Here is a 17009-nt window from a genome sequence, read left to right as displayed (position 1 = left end):
GGAAGCGACATCACAGCTTCGCAGCCACCGCTTCCCAGTTCACCAGCTTTTCTAGGAAGTTGGTCAGATAGGCCGGACGCTTGTTGCGGAAGTCGATGTAATAGGAATGCTCCCACACATCGCAGCCCAAGAGCGCGGTCTGGCCAAAGCAGAGCGGGTTCACCCCGTTCTCCGTCTTCGTCACCTTCAGCGACCCGTCCTTGTCCTTCACCAGCCATGCCCAGCCGGAACCGAACTGACCGGCACCAGCGGCGGAAAAGTCCTCCTTGAACTTCGCCACCGACCCGAAGGCCTCCACCAGCGCCTTTTCAAGGTTGCCGGGCATCTTCTTGTCCTCGCCCGGCCCCATCACTTCCCAGAACAGGTTGTGGTTCCAGTGCTGCGAGGCGTTGTTGAAGATGCCGTTCTGCGCCACAGCACCCGCCTGATAGGTGCCGCGGACGATATCCTCCAGCGACTTGCCTTCCCACTCGGTCCCGGCAATCAGCTTGTTGCCGTTGTCCACATAGGCCTTGTGGTGCAGGTCGTGGTGATATTCCAGCGTCTCCTTGGACATGCCAAGCGATGCCAGCGCATCATGGGCATAGGGAAGATCGGGAAGCGTGAAAGCCATGGGAGTCATCCTCTCTGTTCGCGTGTTCACGGGATGGCGCAGATAAGATGCCTCGCAGCCGGAAGGTCAAGGCCGAAAGCGGCTTTTCCTCCGCGCCAACCGCCGCCCCGCCTGCCATTGGCCTTTCAGGGCAAGAAAAAAGGGGCGCAACCCTGCCCCTTCATCCGTTCCAAAATATCCTCCGGGGGTCCGGGGGTGGAAAACCCCCGGGGGCCGCCATCCCGGACCAGCCTTCAGCCCAATTCCGACCCCGGCTTCGCGCTCATGGCCAGCAGGTCGAACACATAGCGCCCCACCGACCGGAAGCAGACGACGGTGAACCCGTCCCCCTCCTTCCAGAAGGCCGCCGCCACCTGTGCCGCCCGCGTCCGCCGCAACTCTCCCTCGGCCAGCGCCGCGAAATCCACGGGCGACAGCTTCGCCAGCACCTGATCCGCCTTGGCACCCTCCACCCGGAACACGGCCCGCGCATCAGACACATCCGCCGCCAGATGATGCGCCGTCCCCATCGCCTTGGCGATGGCCTCCAGCGCGGCAGGAACCGCCGAATAGGGCATCACAAGCAGATATTCGTCCGGGCTCATCCAGCCACAGGCGCGGTCCCCTTCCACCACGATCCGCCGCGTTGCGGGAACGCCCGTCCCCACCGCCGCCTTGATCGCCTTCGGCAGCGCCTTCACATCGGCCTTCGCCCGCAGCGTGATCATGCCCAAGGGCCCGATCTCGCGGATGGTGGCGAAACCTTCCGACACCGCGCCCGACAGCGCGCTCACGGGTTCAGACATTCTGCTTCTCCCCTTCCTTGTCGTAGAAGACCGGGTCCACGACCCTTGCCTTCACGGTTCCGCCCGTGACGGTGTTGAACTCCACAACCTCGCCCATCCGCTCGGGTCCACGCTTCAGAAGGCCCATCGCGATGCCCTTCTTCAAGGTCGGAGAATAATAGGTGGAGGTCACGCGTCCCTGCGTATTCCCCTGCCCATTCGCATTCTTCCCCGCCGCGACGATATAGCTGCCATCCGGTATCACCGATCCATCCAGCGTCTCGAACCCCACCAGTTTCCACCGGTCCGGGCTGGCAAGGAAGTTCCTCTGCTGCCCGCGCTTCCCAAGGAAATCAGCCTTCTTCTTCGAAATCGCCCAGTCGAGGTTCAAATCCTGCGGGATCACCGTCCCGTCGGTCTCGTCCCCGATCATAATGAAGCCCTTCTCCGCCCGCATCACATGCAGCGCCTCGGTGCCATAGGGCATGGCCCCGAACTCCGCCCCCGCCGCATGCAGTGCCTCCCAGAAGGCCGCGCCATGCGACGCCGGAACCGCGATCTCATATGACAACTCGCCCGAGAAGGAGATGCGATAGACCCGGCACTTGAACCCGCCAAGGGTGCCATCCGCCCATTGCATGAACGGCAGCGCCTCCTTGGACACGTCCATCCCGCCAAGCTTCTCCAGCACCTTGCGCGCATTCGGGCCGACCACCGCGACCTGCGCATATTGCTCGGTCACGTTGGCGGTATAGACCTGCCAATCCCACCACTCGCATTGCAGCCAGTCTTCCATCCAGCCATGGATGCGATCTGCCCCGCCCGAGGTGGTGTGGCACAGCCACGTCTCCTCGTCGATCCGCGCCACCACGCCGTCATCGGACAGGAAGCCCTGCTCGTTGCACATCAGGCCATAGCGGCACTTGCCCACGGGCAGCGTGGACATGACGCCGGTATACAGCATGTCGAGGAATTTCCCCGCATCCGGCCCCTTAACTATGATCTTGCCAAGCGTGGAGGCATCCAGCAGCCCAAGCGCCGTGCGCGTATTCACCACCTCACGATGCACCGCCTGCTCATGCGTCTCGCCCGCACGGGGGAAGCAATAGGGACGCCGCCACAGGCCCACGGGCTCGAAATAGGCCCCGTTCTTCTCGTGCCACGCATGCATCGGCGTGCGGCGCAGCGGCTGGAAGATCTCGCCCCGCGCCTCGCCCGCCAGCGCACCCAGCGTCACTGGCGTGTAGGGCGGACGGAAGGTCGTGGTCCCGACCTGCGGAATGTCTTCATTCAACGCCTGAGCAAGCACCGCCAGACCGTTGATATTGGACAGTTTCCCCTGATCCGTCGCCATCCCCAGCGTGGTGTAGCGCTTGGTATGTTCAACCGACTCATACCCCTCGCGCGCCGCAAGCTGGACGTCCGAAACCTTCACATCGTTCTGGTAATCCAGCCACATCTTGGACTTCAGCTCAACCGGAGCGCCCTGCGGCATGATCCAGACCGCTTCCATCGGGCCTTCCACCACGGCCTCGGCCACCGGGGCCTTGGCCTTCTTGGGCTTCATCCCCAGCGCAGCCACCGCGGCCTCCGCCTGCGCGGTCGCATCCGCCAACGCCTCCGCCACCTTCATCGCACCATTGGCGGACCCTGCCGCATAGACCAGCGCCCCGCCATCATGGTTCAGCGGCGGCCGCGCCGGATCGGGCCGGAAGCAGGCGTTCACATTGTCCCAGGTCAGCTTGCCACCGCAATGGGACCACAGGTGAACGACCGGAGACCAGCCGCCCGACATGGCGACCGCATCGCAGGCGATCTCGTCGATCACCGCGCCCTCGCCCGCCTGCAGGCAGATGGCGACCGAAGTCACCCGCTTGCCGCCCTTCACCTTGGCGACGCCACGCCCCGCCTCGATCCGCAGCCCCAGCGCCCGCGCCTTCGCCACCAGATCGCCCGACGGATTGCTCCGCGCATCGACGATGGCCGGAACCGCCAGCCCCGCCTCTTTCAGGGCAATCGCCGTGCGGTAGCCGTCGTCGTTGTTCGTCACGACGACCGTGCGATCCCCGGGCGACACGGCCCAGTTCACCACGTAATCCCGCACCGACGCCGCCAGCATCACGCCGGGAATGTCGTTCCCCGCAAAGGACAGCGGACGCTCGATGGCGCCGGTAGCCGTCAGGATCTTCCCAGCACGGATGCGCCACAGCCGATGCTTCGGCCGCCCGTCCCCCGGCGTGTGATCCGCCACCTTCTCATCCGCCAGCACATAGCCGTGGTCATAGACGCCCGCCCCCATGCAGCGCGTCTTCAGCGTCACGCTGGACATTGCCGACAACTCGGCGACGGCCTGATCCACCCACTCGCCCGCAGGCTTGCCGTCGATCACGTCACCATCGACAGGCGCGCGCCCGCCCCAATGGGCGTTCTGCTCCAGCACCAGAACCCGCGCACCGGCGCGCCCCGCCACCAAGGCCGCCTGCAACCCGGCAATCCCGCCACCCACGACCAGCAGATCGCAGAAGGCATAGGCCTGCTCATACCGATCCGCATCCCGCTCCTTCGGCGCCGACCCAAGACCCGCCGATTGGCGGATGATCGGCTCGAAGACATGCTTCCAGAACGGACGCGGATGGATGAAGGTCTTGTAATAGAACCCCGCCGGCAGGAAACGGCTGACGTAGTTGTTCACCACGCCCACGTCGAATTCCAGCGACGGCCAGTGGTTCTGGCTGGTGGCCTCCAGCCCGTCGAACAGTTCCGTCACCGTGGTCCGCTGGTTCGGCTCCAGCCGCGCCCCCGACCCCAGATTGACCAGAGCATTCGGCTCCTCCGGCCCCGCCGCCACGATCCCGCGCGGTCGGTGATACTTGAACGACCGCCCGACCAGCATCTGGTCATTGGCCAGCAGCGCGGCGGCCAGCGTGTCGCCCCGATAGCCCTTCAACCGCTTGCCGTTGAAGGAAAACTCCATCGCCGCCGACCGGTCGATCAGACGGCCCCCTTTCGCAAGACGGGTGCTCATTTGTAACCCTTCCAGTCAGGCCTGCGGGCCTTGATCTTCTCGATGATGTCGGCGGGCGGCTCGCCCACCTGCGCCGGATAGGTGCCGAACACCTCCAGCGTCGCCGTGCAGCGCGCGGCCAAAAACCACTTCCCGCAACCATAGGCATGCCGCCAGCGTTCGAAATGCACGCCCTTGGGGTTCTTCCGCGCGAACATATAGGCCTCGAACTCCTCGTCCGTCGACCCCGGCCCGAACCGCTTCAGATGCGCCTCATAGCCCGGAGCAAGCTCCGTCTCCTCGGCCTTCACGCCGCAATAGGGACATTCAATCAGCAGCATGTCGCACCCCGTTCAACAATCTCGCGCCCCCGAAAAATCTTCGTCCGAAGATTTTTCGCCTGCGAAGAATTTTCGTACGAAAATTCTTCGGCCCCGCCCCGCCCCATCAATGCGCCACCCCGGCAGCCACCGACTCGTCGATGAACCGCCCTTCCTTGAAGCGCCACATGTCGAATTCCGCCGCCAGCGGCCCTGGCTCGCCCTTGGCCATCAGGTCGGCCATCGCCCAGCCCGACCCCGGAATGGCCTTGAAGCCTCCGGTCCCCCAACCGCAGTTGATGAAGCAATTCCCCAGCGGCGTCTTCGAGATGATGGGCGACCGGTCCCCCGTCATGTCCACGATCCCGCCCCACTGCCGCAGCATCTTCAGGCGGCTGATGATCGGGAAGGTCTCGACCAGCGCGCGCAGCGTCTCCTCGATATGGTGGAACGACCCGCGCTGGGTGTAGTTGTTGAACCCGTCCGTCCCGCCCCCGATGACCATCTCGCCCTTGTCGGACTGGCTCATGTAGCCATGCACGGTGTTCGCCATCACGACGATATCCATGCAGGGCTTGATCGGCTCGCTGACCAGCGCCTGCAACGCCACGGCCTCCACCGGCAGACGGAACCCCGCCATATCCGCCACCTGCCCCGAATGGCCCGCGACCACGATCCCCAGCTTCTTGCAGCCGATATGGCCCTTGGTCGTCTCGACGCCCGTCACGACGCCATTCTCCGACCGCACGCCCTTCACCTCGCATTGCTGGATGATGTCCATCCCCATGTCGGAACAGGCCCGCGCATAGCCCCATGCCACCGCGTCATGCCGCCCCGTGCCGCCCCGCGCCTGCCACAGCGCGCCCAGCACCGGATAGCGCGGCCCGTCGATGTTCAGGATCGGGCAAAGCTCCTTCACGCGCTGCGGCGTTATGAACTCCGTCTCCACCCCTTGCAGCTTGTTCGCGTGAGCGGTGCGCAGATAGCCCCGCACCTCGTGATGCGTCTGCGCCAGCATCATGACCCCACGCGGAGAGAACATGACGTTGTAGTTCAGATCCTGCGACATGGTCTCATAGAGCGACCGCGCCTTCTCGTAGATCGCCGCGCTGGAATCCTGCAAGTAATTCGACCGGATGATGGTCGTATTCCGCCCGGTATTCCCGCCGCCAAGCCACCCCTTTTCGATGATGGCGACATTCCGGATGCCGTGGTTCTTGCCCAGATAATAGGCCGTCGCCAGACCATGCCCGCCCGCACCCACTATGATGGCGTCATATTCCTTCTTCGGCTCGGGGCTGCGCCATGCGCGTTCCCAGCCGGTGTGATAGCGCAGCGCTTCGCGGGCAATCGCAAAGACCGAATAGCGTTTCATCAAGCCTCTCCCCGTCGCGCGGCAACCTTGCCGCCCTTCTGCCGCCATAGCCGTTCCAAGCCCCACCTCCCAGCGGCACAATCGGGAAAAATGCGACATAACTGTCCTGCGACCCCGTCGCACAGGTCACTTTCGCGTTTCCGCCTTCCGATCCGCCCCCCGAAAGGTTACATCCGCCCCGACAGGAACCGACAGGACGACCGCGATGGAGACAGCCGCTTTCTGGGCCGCAGCCGGTGGCATGGGCCTCGCCGTCGCAGCGCTCTTCGTGCTCGCACTGATACGGGCGCGGGCCGAACTCGCCGCAGCCGCCGATTTCGACCTCAAGGTCTATCGCGATCAACTCGCCGAGATCGACCGCGACCTCGCCCGTGGCACCCTGCCTCAGGAAGAGGCAGAGCGTCTGCGCACCGAAGTCTCCCGCCGCCTGCTCGAGGCCGACCGCGCCGCCAGCACCGCCTCACGCAGCGCCTCGAAAAGCGGGGTCGCCCTCGCCGCCGTGCTGATCCTCGCGCTGATCGGCGGTTCCTTCTGGGTCTATAACCGCCTCGGCGCGCCCGGCTATCCCGACCTCCCCCTCGCGCTGCGGTTCCAGATGTCCGAAGAGATGCGCGCCTCCCGCCCCTCCCAGTCCGAGATGGAGGCCGAGGCCGCCACCACCCGCCCCGCCCCCGTGACGCCCGAGGCTGACTTCGCAGCCCTGATGGACCAACTCCGCAAAGCCGTGCAGGACCGCCCCGACGACGCGCGCGGCCTTGAACTCCTCGCAGCGAACGAGGCCCGGCTCGGCAACCTGACCGAGGCCCGCGCTGCGATGGAAAACCTCCTGCGCGTCAAGGGCGAGACCGCCACCGCCGAAGATCATGCCGCTCTTGCCGAACTGATGATCATGGCCGCAGGCGGCCTCGTCTCGCCCGAGGCCGAGGCAGAACTCACCCGCGCCCTTACGCTGGACGCCGCCAACCCCACCGCGCGCTATTATTACGGCCTCATGGCCGCACAGGTGGGCCGCTTCGACCGCACCTTCGCCCTCTGGCGTCCCCTTCTGGACGAAAGCCCGCCCGATGCCCCGTGGCTGGCCCCGATCCGCGCCCAGATCGAGGATGTCGCCATGCGCGCAGGCATCCAGTTCACCCTGCCCGAAACCGCCCCCGGCCCGGACGGCGCCGCCATCGCCGCCGCCGAGGACATGTCGCCCGAGGATCGACAGGCGATGATCGAAGGCATGGTCGCCCAGCTCGGGCAACGCCTCGCCACCGAAGGCGGCACGGTCGAGGAATGGGCCCGCCTCATCTCCTCCCTCTCCGTCCTGAACCGCAAGGACGAGGCGCAGGAAATCTACGCCGAGGCGCTCACGAAATTCGAAGGCTCGCCCTCCCAACAAAGCTTCCTGCGCGAACAGGCGCTGAATGCGGGCCTGAACCCGTGATCTGCGCCACGCTCGAAGATTTTCTGGCGGCCCTCCCCCCCAACCGCGCCATCTGCGGGCTGGACTTCGGCGAAAAGACCATCGGCATCGCCATCTCCGACCTGCGCCGCATGGTGGCCACCCCCACCGAAACCCTCCGCCGCGTCAAATTCACCGAAGACGCCACCCGCCTCCTCGCCCTGCTCTCCGAACGCGACATCCGCGGCATCGTCCTCGGCCTGCCGCTCAACATGGACGGCAGTACAGGCCCCCGCGTGCAGGCGACGCAGGCCTTCGCCCGCAACCTCACCCGCCTGACCGATCTTCCCATCGCCTTCTGGGACGAACGCCTCTCCACCGTTGCGGCAGAAAGGGCACTGCTGGAGGCGGATACGTCGCGAAAGCGTCGGAAAGAGGTGATCGACGCCGTCGCCGCGGGCTATATCCTGCAAGGGGCCCTCGACCGGATGGGCCATATCGGGAACGGGGGGCCGTCGTGAAGGATGACGTCTGGAAGCGCGACGAGGTGCAATCCCCCTGCATCAAGCTCTGCACCATCCATCCCGCCGAACGCATCTGCGTCGGCTGCTACCGCACGATCGAGGAAATCTCCGCCTGGTCGCGCCTCACCCATGAGGCTCGCAGCGCCATCATGGCCGAACTCCCGACCCGCGCCCCACGGCTGGCCAAAAGACGCGGTGGCCGCATGGGGCGTCTGCAGGACTGAGCCGATCCAATCGCGCCCGCCACTTCATCCGTTCGAAAATATCCACAGGGGGTGAATTGGCCGCGAGGCCAAGAGGGGGCGCGTGCGCCCCCTGAACCCGGAGCCCGACGCGCGGCACGCGCGGCGGGCGACCCAAAAGGCTTGCGCGGCCCGCTTGCGGGCAGCGCTCCACCGGATCACTCCCCCTCGCGCCGCTCCTCCGCCTCCGGCCGCAACCCATAGGGCGCGACCAGCCGCCAGACATGCTCCGGCACCATGTTCTTCATCCGCGCCGGGAAGGCCCGCCGCAGATGCAGCACCGTCTCGATGGCCTTCATCTCCACCCGCGCCCGCGCGAATTCAAGGCCCCTCGGCCCGATCCGGGGCTGCAGGAAGGCCACGATGGGCCGCGCCCAATCCGGCATGGACCGCAAGGGCAACCCGCCTGCCGCCCGCGCCACATTGGCCAGAAACCCCGTCACCGCCCCCGCCCGCTTGCCCCTGTCCGTCAGGGGCGTCAGCGTCAGAGCATCGGATAAAAGGCCCAGCACCTCCTCGCCCCGCGCATTCCGCGCGATCACCCACTGATCCCCGTCGCCACCCATATACCCCACCGTGATATCGGCCAGCCGGTTGGTATAGTCGACGCAGGTCCGGCAGGTCATCGGAAAGAAATCCGCAGGCAGCTTCGACAAGGGCAGCTTCAGGAAGGGCACCGTCCGCCCCGGCCGCCCGTCGTCATAGCGCAACTCCACCCGGTAATCGGCGCGGAACTCCAGATAGCTGATCCGCTCCGGCCGCGGGTCGATCTGGGCAAGGAAATGGTGGAAATTCTCGGTCGTCGTATTGTCCGAACAGGGCGTCCCGATCACGTAGATCCGCTCGAAGCCCAACTCCGCCTCCAGCGCCCGCAGCGCATGGATCTGGCAGGGGATCCCCACCACCGCGATCCGCCGATGCCCCGCCGCCGCCGCCGGTTCCAGCGCCGCCAGCAAGGGCCCGAACCCCATCCGCATCCCCCGCACCCCCGCCAGTGCGGCAGGCTCGGTCACGATGGCGGGCACAGGCTTCCAGCGGTCCTCCGGATCGGGCGCTGTGGCGATCACCGCGCTCACCGCCCCCGTCTCAAGCAACCGCCCCGCCAGCGCGGTGGTGATCCCCGTCCACTGCGCCCCCGGCAGCGGTTTCGTCATCCGCGCCCGCAGCATCCGCCGCGTCACGCCGAAGAACGCCTCCTCGCCCTGCCCCGGATCGGCCACCCGCCCATGCACCTCGACCTCCCGCGCGGGATAGTCGGGCGCGATGAACTGGCAGGCCCGCCCGCAGGCCTTGCCATCGCCGATCCGTGACACGCCGCAATCGGTGCAAAGCCCCGGACGCGCCGCCCCGCCGATCGGAGGCAGCGTCAGACCGGGCACTGCGGGGAAAGGACCATCGGGCATCACGCCACCCCAAGGGGCCGGATTGGCCCTCTGGCAAAGCTAGTGCAAAGCCCCCGTCAGGTCCAGAAAATGTGTCAACGCAAGTTGACAGTCGTCGCGCCATCCCGCGGCAGGTAAAGCTCGCGGATCATGCCCGAAAGGTTTCCGGCCCGCGCCACACGGCCCGTGATCAACCCCACGGCATGCCGCGCAGCATCGGCGTCGGTCAACTTCAGCCCCGAAAGCAACTCTTCCAGCGGCTGCCGCGACAGCAGGGCATGGGCCTGCGCCTGCATGATCAACCGCTGATGGATGATCGTCCGCAGACTGTCCCACGCCGCCTCATCCGTCATCCGGGTGAACCCCCAGAACCGGATCGGAAACGGGTCCGCCCGGTCGTTCCGCGTCGCCCGGCTCCAGCCCGACAACCCGCCGCAGGGGTCGTTCACGTCGCCATTCCCGTCCACCGCCTGAATGGTCACGCTGGAGAAGGGGCCGATCACCGCGCGACTGATCATCGTCGCACCCTTGCGGCGCGGCTTTTCCCAGTCCAGCGACACATGCGGCGCCAGCAGCGTCGCGGCAAGGGATACTCTGTCAAGACGATGGGGCATCGGCGTCATCCGTTCTGATCGCCCTGCAACATAACCCGGATCGGTCTGCAGTGCAGTCTGGCCTCGTGCATGTGGTCCAGACCAAAGCATATGCCAAACCCAACCCCGCCCCGCGCCTTCAGGCAAAGAGCGGGAACGTCACCCCCAACGCCCATGCAAGCATCAGGCCAAGCCCGATCCCCCCCACCGCCGCCAGTCCGCTCCGCCGCCCGATCCAGCCACCGATCGTCCCGAAGATCAGGAAGAACAGCAAGATCACGGGCAGGATGATCAGCAGGAACATCAGCCGCTCGAAATCCAGCGCCACCGCAGCGATCAGCGATGCAAGAAACGCCCCCCGCACCAGCAGGACCCGCCAGACCCGCGCCCGCCCCGCCTCCAGCAACAACGCCTCTCCCAGCGAATAGGCCACCGCCCCCAGCGCCAGCCCCGCGATCACCGCGATCCGTCCGGCATGGGGCAGGAAATTCGCGACATAGCGGTCCAGCACCAGTCCAAAGCCCGCGATGCTGACCACGGCCACCAGACCCGCCAACCCCCAGACCCGTCCGGGAAACTGCCCCCGCAACCGCCCCGCCCGTGCCAACAGGCCTATCACAATGGCCCCATAGGCCGCGAAATGCAGCACGAGGTAATCCGCCACCAGAACCGGCAGCACCCGCGTCTCCACCGGCGCCAACAGCAGGGGCACCGCCACCGCAGGCAGCAGCGCCGCCCAAAGGAACAGCCGCAGCGGCACCGGCCCGCCCACCGCAGGCGCCGCAGGCAAGGCCCGCGCAAGCGGCCATGCCAAGGCCGTCACCCCCGCCAGCAGCAGCAGGATCCATCCCCCCCGCGCCTGCGCAGGCACCGCCCCGTCCCGCGCGAAGACCGCATCCAGCCATGCCGCCGCCGCGTCCAGCGCCGCAGGCGCATACAGCACCCCGACATGTTCCACCCCCGGCGCGGTCACCATCCGCCGCGCGGTCCCGACGGCCATGTCGCCCACCGTCTCGCCCTCGCCCGCTTCCGCCTCCGTCATCCGCAGGATACGCAGCGCCTCCTCCCGCAGACGCCCCTCCCATTCCCCGGCAACCAGAAGCAGGTTCGCTGGCCGCTCCGCCGTCACCGCCTGCGAAAAGGCAGAAACCGCCACCACCGCCCCGACCGCAGGCTCCTGCAAGGCCGCCCGGATGATCAGGTCCGACGCCATCGAATGCCCCAGATAGGCCAACCGCCCATCCGAGCGCGGATGCGCCAGCGCCGCCCGCGCCACCGCCCGCACCTCTTCCACCATCAGCCGCGTGGTGCCATCGACCGTGGTCACATCCCCCGTCATCGGCCGCGGATTGCGCCCATGCCCCATGAAATCGAAGGAAACCACCAGATACCCCGCCCGCGCCAGCGTCAGGGCAAAGGGCTCCATCAACTGCCGCGATCCGGCAAACCCATGCGCCACCACCACTACCGGCGCAGGCTCCGTCCCCGGCGCGACGGTCAACGTCGCAGGCGGCCCGCCCGGAATGTCGAACGCCCCAATCTCCAGCCCCGCCCGCCCCGCCTCCAGCCGCCAGACCGCAACCGCAATCGCCAGCACCGCCAGAACCGCCACCACCCACCGCATGCCCAATCTCGTCCCCTGCCAGCCTTCCCCGCAGCTAGCACGCCCGCACCCGAAAGCCACGCTTGCAAAAGCGTGACCGCCCCCAGCCCCCAGCGCCATTGTCCCCGCCGCGCACTGGCCTTAGGTTCCCCCGCCAACGACTCAGCCAACCGAACGGGGTTTTCCGTGAAGAAACTGCTCGCCCTCGCCTCCCTCGGCCTGCTCACCGCCTGCGGTGCCAGCAAGGACATGCAGCTCTATCCCGTCTCCGGCCCGCTCGCCGCGCAGGTCCCGCCGCCCGTGATCGTGGCCCGCGCCACCAACAGCGACGACAATTCCGGCCAACTGAATTTCCGCATCCCCAAAGGCCCGCGCTGCTCCGGCACATGGACGACCGTCGCCCCGACCGTCGTGTCCAAGGAACGCGGCATCAGCCTCTCGATCCGCGATCTGGGCGGCAGGCTCGGGCGTGACCGCGAAACCGTCGCGGGCGTGAACTCGGGCGAGCTTTATGCCGTCTGCAAGGATGGCACCATCGTGCAGGGCACCTTCGTCATGGGCAGCGGCACCACCAGCGGCACGGGCACCGCGACCGACACGCAGGGCAACAGCTACAAGGTCCTGTTCTGATCCCGCCCCGGCGCGGCCCTAGCGCCGCGCCGCCAGCGCCTCGTCCAGCAGCGCCGTCACCATTCCGGGCGGCACCTCATCCGCGACGAAGGCCTCGCCGATCCCCCGCGCAAGGATGAAGCGCAGCTTCCCGTCCACAACCTTCTTGTCCTGACCCATCAGCGCGACCAAGGCCTCCGCCCCCGGCAACTCGCCCGGAATGTCGGCCAGATCGACCTTCATCCCCATGGCCCGCAGATGCGCCCGCACCCGGCCGGGGGCCTCCTGCGCACACAGGCCCAACCTCTGCGACAATTCGAAGGCCAGCGCGCAGCCGATGGCCACGCCTTCCCCATGCAGCAGCCGGTCGGAATAGCCCGTCGCCTTCTCCAGCGCATGGCAGAAGGTATGGCCTAGGTTCAAGAGCGCGCGCTCCCCCTCCTCGGTCTCGTCCCGCTCCACGATGCCGGCCTTCATCTCCACCGACCGCCGCACCGCGTGCTGGCGCTTCGCGGCATCCCCCGCCAGCGCAGGCCCGTTCCCCTCCAGCCAGTCGAAGAAGGCCGCATCGCCAAGAAGGCCGTATTTCACCACCTCGCCATATCCGGCCAGAAAATCCCGCGCGGGCAGGCTCTCCAGCACCCCGATATCGGCCAGCACCAGAGACGGCTGATGGAACGCCCCCACAAGGTTCTTGCCCTGCGCCGTGTTGATCCCCGTCTTGCCCCCCACCGAACTGTCCACCTGCGCCAGCAGGGTCGTCGGGATCTGCACGAACCGCACCCCCCGCCGCAGCACGGCGGCGGCAAAGCCCACAAGATCCCCGATCACCCCCCCGCCAAAGGCCACGACGATATCCCGCCGCTCCACCTTCTGCTCCAGAAGCCATTCCACGCAGCGCCCGAATTGCTCCCACCCCTTCGTGCTTTCTCCGGCAGGCAGGGCCAGCGTCGCAACCGCGATCCCCTCCGCCTCCAGCGCCGCCACCAGCCGCGCCAGATGCAGCGGCGCGACCGTCGCATCCGTCACCACCGCCGCACGGCGACGCTTCAGCAAGGGCGCGATCTCCGCCCCCGCGCGGTCGATCAGGCCGGGGCCGATCCGCACCTCATAGGACCGCGCCCCCAGCGCGACCGGCACCACATCCACCGCCATGTCATTCCCCTTCCAGAACGTCCGGCCGCGCCGCCAGCGCCGCCACGACCTTCGCCGCCATCTCGTCCACCGACAGATCGGCCGCGCTGTCCACCACGATGTCGGCCAGGCCATAGAGAGGCACCCGCGCCTCATACAGGGCGCGCAGCGTCTCGCGCGGATTGGCGGTCCGCAACAGGGGCCGCGTCGTCTTGTGCCGCACCCTCTGCCACAGCAGATCCAGATCCGCCCGCAGCCAGACCGAAACCCCCGCCTGCCGGATCAGGCCGCGGTTCGCCTCCGACAGGAAGGCCCCGCCCCCCGTCGACAGGATGCAGGGCTTCCCCCGCAACAGCCGAGCCAGAACCTCCGTTTCCCGCGCCCGGAAGAAGGGCTCGCCATCCCGTTCGAATATTTCTGCGATGGTGCGGTTGGCGGCCTTCACGATCTCCTCGTCCGAATCGCGGAAGGCCACACCCAAGGACCGCGCGACAGCCGTTCCGACCGCCGTCTTCCCGGCCCCCATCATTCCCACCATGACAACGGTCTTCTTCAGCCGCTCCATCACCCGCAATCCGCATCAAACCTTCGTGTCCGGCGCAAATCCGCCCGCCGAACCGCCATTCTTCCCCCTCAATGGCGTGAAGTCGCGGCGAAAGCCATATATAATCGCAGTCGGGGGCATGGCATCCGCCCGTGCTTCGGGGCAGATTGCCCCGCAGCACCGGGCAGGCGCGACAAGACGAAAATCCGCAGCAAGCGGACGCAAAGGCAAAGGCAAGACATCATGGGGCGCATCATCAAGGCTCTGGTCGTTCTGGCAATCCTCGGCTTCATCGGCCTGACGGGATTCGCCTATTTCGGCGACATCACCCCCGATCAGGCCGAGGTGAAGGTTCCGGTGACATTGAATGCCGATTGACGCACGCAGCCCCTTCGCTGCCGCGCTGGCGCTGGGTCTGGCCTGCCTTCCGGCCACGCTGCGTGCCGAGGAACCGCTTTCGGCCATCGACTGGCTGTCGCAATCCGTCACCGCCCCCGGCGCGGTCTCCCCGCAGCCCGACGCCCCCGCCGTAACCACGGGAATCGTGCAGGAAAACGTCGCTGTCAGCGTGATCGGCGCTCCCTCCGCCGATGCCGTGGGCCTGCTCTCGCCCAAGGTCACGGGCCTTCCCGCCGCGCTCTGGGGCCCCGCCCGAACCGACGGCATCGTGGCCCTCATCGGCGCCGAACGCGTCGACAGCCTGCCTGCCCTGCGCGGCCTCCTCCTCACCCTCCTTCTGGCCGAGGCCGAACCGCCCGCCGATTCCGGCAATTCCGCCCGCCTCCTCACCGCACGCATCGACAAGCTGCTCGACATGGGCGCGCTGGATCAGGCCCGCGCCCTGCTCGATGCGGCTGGCTCCCGCGATCCCGGCCTTTTCCGCCGCAGCTTCGACGTGGCCCTCCTCACCGGAGAAGAGGACCGCGGCTGCCGCATCATGGTGGAATCCCCCGGCCTCGCCCCAACCTTCCCCGCCCGCATCTTCTGCCTTGCCCGCTCCGGCGACTGGAACGCCGCCGCCCTCACCCTGCGCACCGGTCAGGCGCTCGGCTACATCACGTACGAGGAGGACGCCCTCCTTTCCCGCTTCCTCGACCCCGACCTCTTCGAGGGCGAACCGCCCCTTTCCACGCCCTCCCGCATCACCCCCCTGTCATGGCGCATGTTCGAGGCGATTGGCGAACCCCTCTCCACCGCCACCCTCCCCATCGCCTTCGCCCATGCCGAACTGCGCCCGCAGGCGGGCTTGAAATCACAGGTCGAGGCCGCCGAACGCCTTGCCCGCGCCGGGGCCATCTCGCCCAACCTCCTGCTCGGCCTCTACACCGAACGCAAACCCGCAGCCTCCGGCGGGGTCTGGGACCGCGTCGCCGCCTTCCAGCGCTTCGACACCGCGCTCGGCGCCAATGAACGCGCCGCGATCCTGCAATCCCTCCCCGATGTCTGGGCCCGCATGACCGAGGCCGAGCTTGAGGTGCCCTTCGCCGATCTCTACGGCAAACGCCTCTCTGACCTGCCCCTCGATGGCGAGGCAGGCCGCATCGCCTTCACCATCGGCCTCCTCTCCCCGGATTTCGAATCCTTCGCGGCCAAGCGCACCCCCACCACCCCGCAAGAAGCCTTCCTCCTCGGCATCGCCAAAGGCGATGTGACCGGCCTCACCCCGCCCGACACGCTTTCGCGCGCCATCGCGCCCGCCTTCATCGGCCACGAACCCGCCGACGACCTCCTAGCCCTCTGGGAAGAAGGCCGCATCGGCGAGGCAATCCTCACCGCTGTTGAAAAGATCGAACGCGGCGTGCAGGGCGATCTCGACGGCGTCACCGACGGGCTGGCCATGCTGCGCAAGCTGGGCCTCGAACGCGCCGCCCGCCGCGCGGCCCTCGAACTCCTTCTGCTGGAACGGCGGGGCTGACCATGCCCCCGCGCGACGATCACCGCTGGATCTCCGCCTTCCTCGAAGCACAGGCCGCCGAACTCGACGCCGCGCGCAACACGCGCCTCGCCTATGGCCGCGACCTGAAGGATTACGCGGATTGGCTCGCCCATCGCAGCCTCGACTTCGCCACTGCCACGCGCGAAACCGTCGAAGATTACCTCGTCCATTGCGAGGCGCAGGGCCTGTCCAAGGCCACCCGCGCCCGCCGCCTCTCCTCCATCCGCCAACTCTACCGCTTCGCGCATGAGGAAGGCTGGCGCGACGACAACCCCGCCCTGCGCATCAAGGGGCCGGGGGCGACCCAGCGCCTGCCCGAAACCCTTTCCCAAGAACAGGCCGAACGCCTGCTCGACGCCGCCCGCACCAAGGGCCGGACGCCCGGCGAAAGGCTCCGCAACACCGCGTTGATGGAACTGCTCTACGCTACCGGGATGCGGGTGTCGGAACTGGTGGAACTCCCCGTCGCCGCCGCGCGCGGCGATCCCAAGATGATCCTCGTGCGCGGCAAGGGCGGCAAGGAACGCATGGTCCCCCTCTCCGCCCCGGCCCGTGCCGCCCTCGCCGCATGGCTTGCCCATCGCGACAGCGAAGAGGAGGCCGCCCGCAAACAGGGCCGCCCCGCCAGCCGCTACCTCTTTCCCGGCCCCGGCGCGGCAGGCCACCTCACCCGCCAGCACTTCCACCTGATGCTCAAGGATATCGCGGTCGCAGCCGGCATCTCGCCCGCCGCCGTCACCCCCCACCGCCTGCGCCACGCCTTCGCCACCCACCTCCTCGCAGGAGGTGCCGACCTCCGCGTGATCCAGACGCTGCTCGGCCATGCCGATGTCGCCACCACCGAAATCTACACCCATGTGCTGGACGACCACCTGAAATCCCTCGTCCTCGCGCATCATCCGCTGGCCCGCAAAGCCACCAAGGCTTGAGCCTGCGCCCCGCCTCCCCCATAGTCGCTCCGCCGCCATCAAGGCGGTGA

At 67.4% G+C, this 17009-nt stretch carries 17 protein-coding genes; 7 read left to right on the top strand and 10 right to left on the bottom strand.

The window, feature by feature from the left end; all coding sequences use genetic code 11:
* Positions 1-10: 10 nt before the first annotated feature.
* The 5 genes from TabM4_RS09095 to TabM4_RS09075 form a co-directional block, all read right to left on the bottom strand.
* Entirely contained in the window at positions 11-613 is a 603-nt protein-coding gene (locus tag TabM4_RS09095; protein WP_434621458.1) for a superoxide dismutase, read from the bottom strand.
* A 233-nt stretch (positions 614-846) separates the two neighbouring features.
* Positions 847-1398 carry a sarcosine oxidase subunit gamma gene (locus TabM4_RS09090; protein ID WP_434621455.1) on the bottom strand — a complete coding sequence of 184 codons (552 nt, stop codon included), beginning with the start codon at positions 1396-1398 and terminating at the stop codon, positions 847-849.
* The gene (locus TabM4_RS09085) at positions 1391-4402 is read right to left on the bottom strand and encodes a sarcosine oxidase subunit alpha family protein (protein ID WP_434621452.1); all 3012 of its coding nucleotides are present in this window, start codon (positions 4400-4402) and stop codon (positions 1391-1393) included. Before TabM4_RS09085 ends, TabM4_RS09090 begins: the two co-directional genes overlap by 8 nt.
* Entirely contained in the window at positions 4399-4722 is a 324-nt protein-coding gene (locus tag TabM4_RS09080) for a sarcosine oxidase subunit delta (protein ID WP_434621450.1), read from the bottom strand. The genes TabM4_RS09085 and TabM4_RS09080 overlap by 4 nt, the downstream gene beginning before the upstream one ends.
* 106 nt (positions 4723-4828) lie before the next feature.
* Positions 4829-6076, bottom strand: coding sequence for a sarcosine oxidase subunit beta family protein (locus tag TabM4_RS09075; RefSeq protein WP_434621447.1), 1248 nt, complete (start codon positions 6074-6076; stop codon positions 4829-4831).
* Positions 6077-6281: 205 nt separating this feature from the next.
* Here TabM4_RS09075 and ccmI point away from each other — a divergent pair, with 205 nt between their 5' ends.
* From ccmI to TabM4_RS09060, 3 genes are read left to right on the top strand one after another with little or no spacing between them, the layout of a single operon-like run.
* Entirely contained in the window at positions 6282-7505 is a 1224-nt protein-coding gene (ccmI, locus tag TabM4_RS09070) for a c-type cytochrome biogenesis protein CcmI (protein ID WP_434621444.1), read from the top strand.
* Positions 7502-7984 (top strand): Holliday junction resolvase RuvX, encoded by a 483-nt coding sequence (ruvX, locus tag TabM4_RS09065; RefSeq protein ID WP_434621441.1) that lies wholly within the window; start codon positions 7502-7504, stop codon positions 7982-7984. Before ccmI ends, ruvX begins: the two co-directional genes overlap by 4 nt.
* The gene (locus TabM4_RS09060) at positions 7981-8211 is read left to right on the top strand and encodes a DUF1289 domain-containing protein (RefSeq protein WP_434621438.1); all 231 of its coding nucleotides are present in this window, start codon (positions 7981-7983) and stop codon (positions 8209-8211) included. Before ruvX ends, TabM4_RS09060 begins: the two co-directional genes overlap by 4 nt.
* 176 nt (positions 8212-8387) lie before the next feature.
* Here the strand turns inward: TabM4_RS09060 and TabM4_RS09055 are convergent, their stop codons facing one another.
* From TabM4_RS09055 to TabM4_RS09045, 3 genes are all read right to left on the bottom strand, one after another.
* The gene (locus TabM4_RS09055) at positions 8388-9632 is read right to left on the bottom strand and encodes a Coenzyme F420 hydrogenase/dehydrogenase, beta subunit C-terminal domain (RefSeq protein ID WP_434621435.1); all 1245 of its coding nucleotides are present in this window, start codon (positions 9630-9632) and stop codon (positions 8388-8390) included.
* Between the two features lie 74 nt (positions 9633-9706).
* Positions 9707-10225 carry a hypothetical protein gene (locus tag TabM4_RS09050; RefSeq protein WP_434621432.1) on the bottom strand — a complete coding sequence of 173 codons (519 nt, stop codon included), beginning with the start codon at positions 10223-10225 and terminating at the stop codon, positions 9707-9709.
* Positions 10226-10343: 118 nt separating this feature from the next.
* The gene (locus TabM4_RS09045) at positions 10344-11828 is read right to left on the bottom strand and encodes an alpha/beta hydrolase family protein (protein WP_434621996.1); all 1485 of its coding nucleotides are present in this window, start codon (positions 11826-11828) and stop codon (positions 10344-10346) included.
* A gap of 165 nt (positions 11829-11993) precedes the next feature.
* Here TabM4_RS09045 and TabM4_RS09040 point away from each other — a divergent pair, with 165 nt between their 5' ends.
* The gene (locus TabM4_RS09040; RefSeq protein WP_434621429.1) at positions 11994-12437 is read left to right on the top strand and encodes a hypothetical protein; all 444 of its coding nucleotides are present in this window, start codon (positions 11994-11996) and stop codon (positions 12435-12437) included.
* An 18-nt stretch (positions 12438-12455) separates the two neighbouring features.
* Here the strand turns inward: TabM4_RS09040 and aroB are convergent, their stop codons facing one another.
* Together aroB and TabM4_RS09030 are read right to left on the bottom strand one after the other, a co-directional pair.
* Positions 12456-13571, bottom strand: a complete 1116-nt coding sequence (gene aroB, locus TabM4_RS09035; protein WP_434621426.1) for a 3-dehydroquinate synthase — start codon at positions 13569-13571, stop codon at positions 12456-12458.
* A gap of 1 nt (position 13572) precedes the next feature.
* Positions 13573-14118, bottom strand: a complete 546-nt coding sequence (locus TabM4_RS09030; RefSeq protein ID WP_434621424.1) for a shikimate kinase — start codon at positions 14116-14118, stop codon at positions 13573-13575.
* A 219-nt stretch (positions 14119-14337) separates the two neighbouring features.
* Here TabM4_RS09030 and TabM4_RS09025 point away from each other — a divergent pair, with 219 nt between their 5' ends.
* The 3 genes from TabM4_RS09025 to TabM4_RS09015 are packed head-to-tail and all read left to right on the top strand — an operon-like array spanning position 14338 to position 16959.
* Positions 14338-14472 (top strand): hypothetical protein, encoded by a 135-nt coding sequence (locus TabM4_RS09025; RefSeq protein WP_434621421.1) that lies wholly within the window; start codon positions 14338-14340, stop codon positions 14470-14472.
* On the top strand, positions 14462-16009 hold the full coding sequence (locus TabM4_RS09020) for a hypothetical protein (RefSeq protein WP_434621418.1): 1548 nt from the start codon (positions 14462-14464) through the stop codon (positions 16007-16009). Before TabM4_RS09025 ends, TabM4_RS09020 begins: the two co-directional genes overlap by 11 nt.
* A gap of 2 nt (positions 16010-16011) precedes the next feature.
* Positions 16012-16959 carry a tyrosine recombinase gene (locus TabM4_RS09015; protein ID WP_434621415.1) on the top strand — a complete coding sequence of 316 codons (948 nt, stop codon included), beginning with the start codon at positions 16012-16014 and terminating at the stop codon, positions 16957-16959.
* Positions 16960-17009: the final 50 nt, after the last annotated feature.

Source organism: Tabrizicola sp. M-4, from assembly GCF_051132405.1.
Classification (GTDB): Bacteria; Pseudomonadota; Alphaproteobacteria; order Rhodobacterales; family Rhodobacteraceae; genus Paragemmobacter.
Note: the sequence above shows the minus strand (reverse complement) of the source record. Positions and strands in the feature narration are given on the sequence as shown.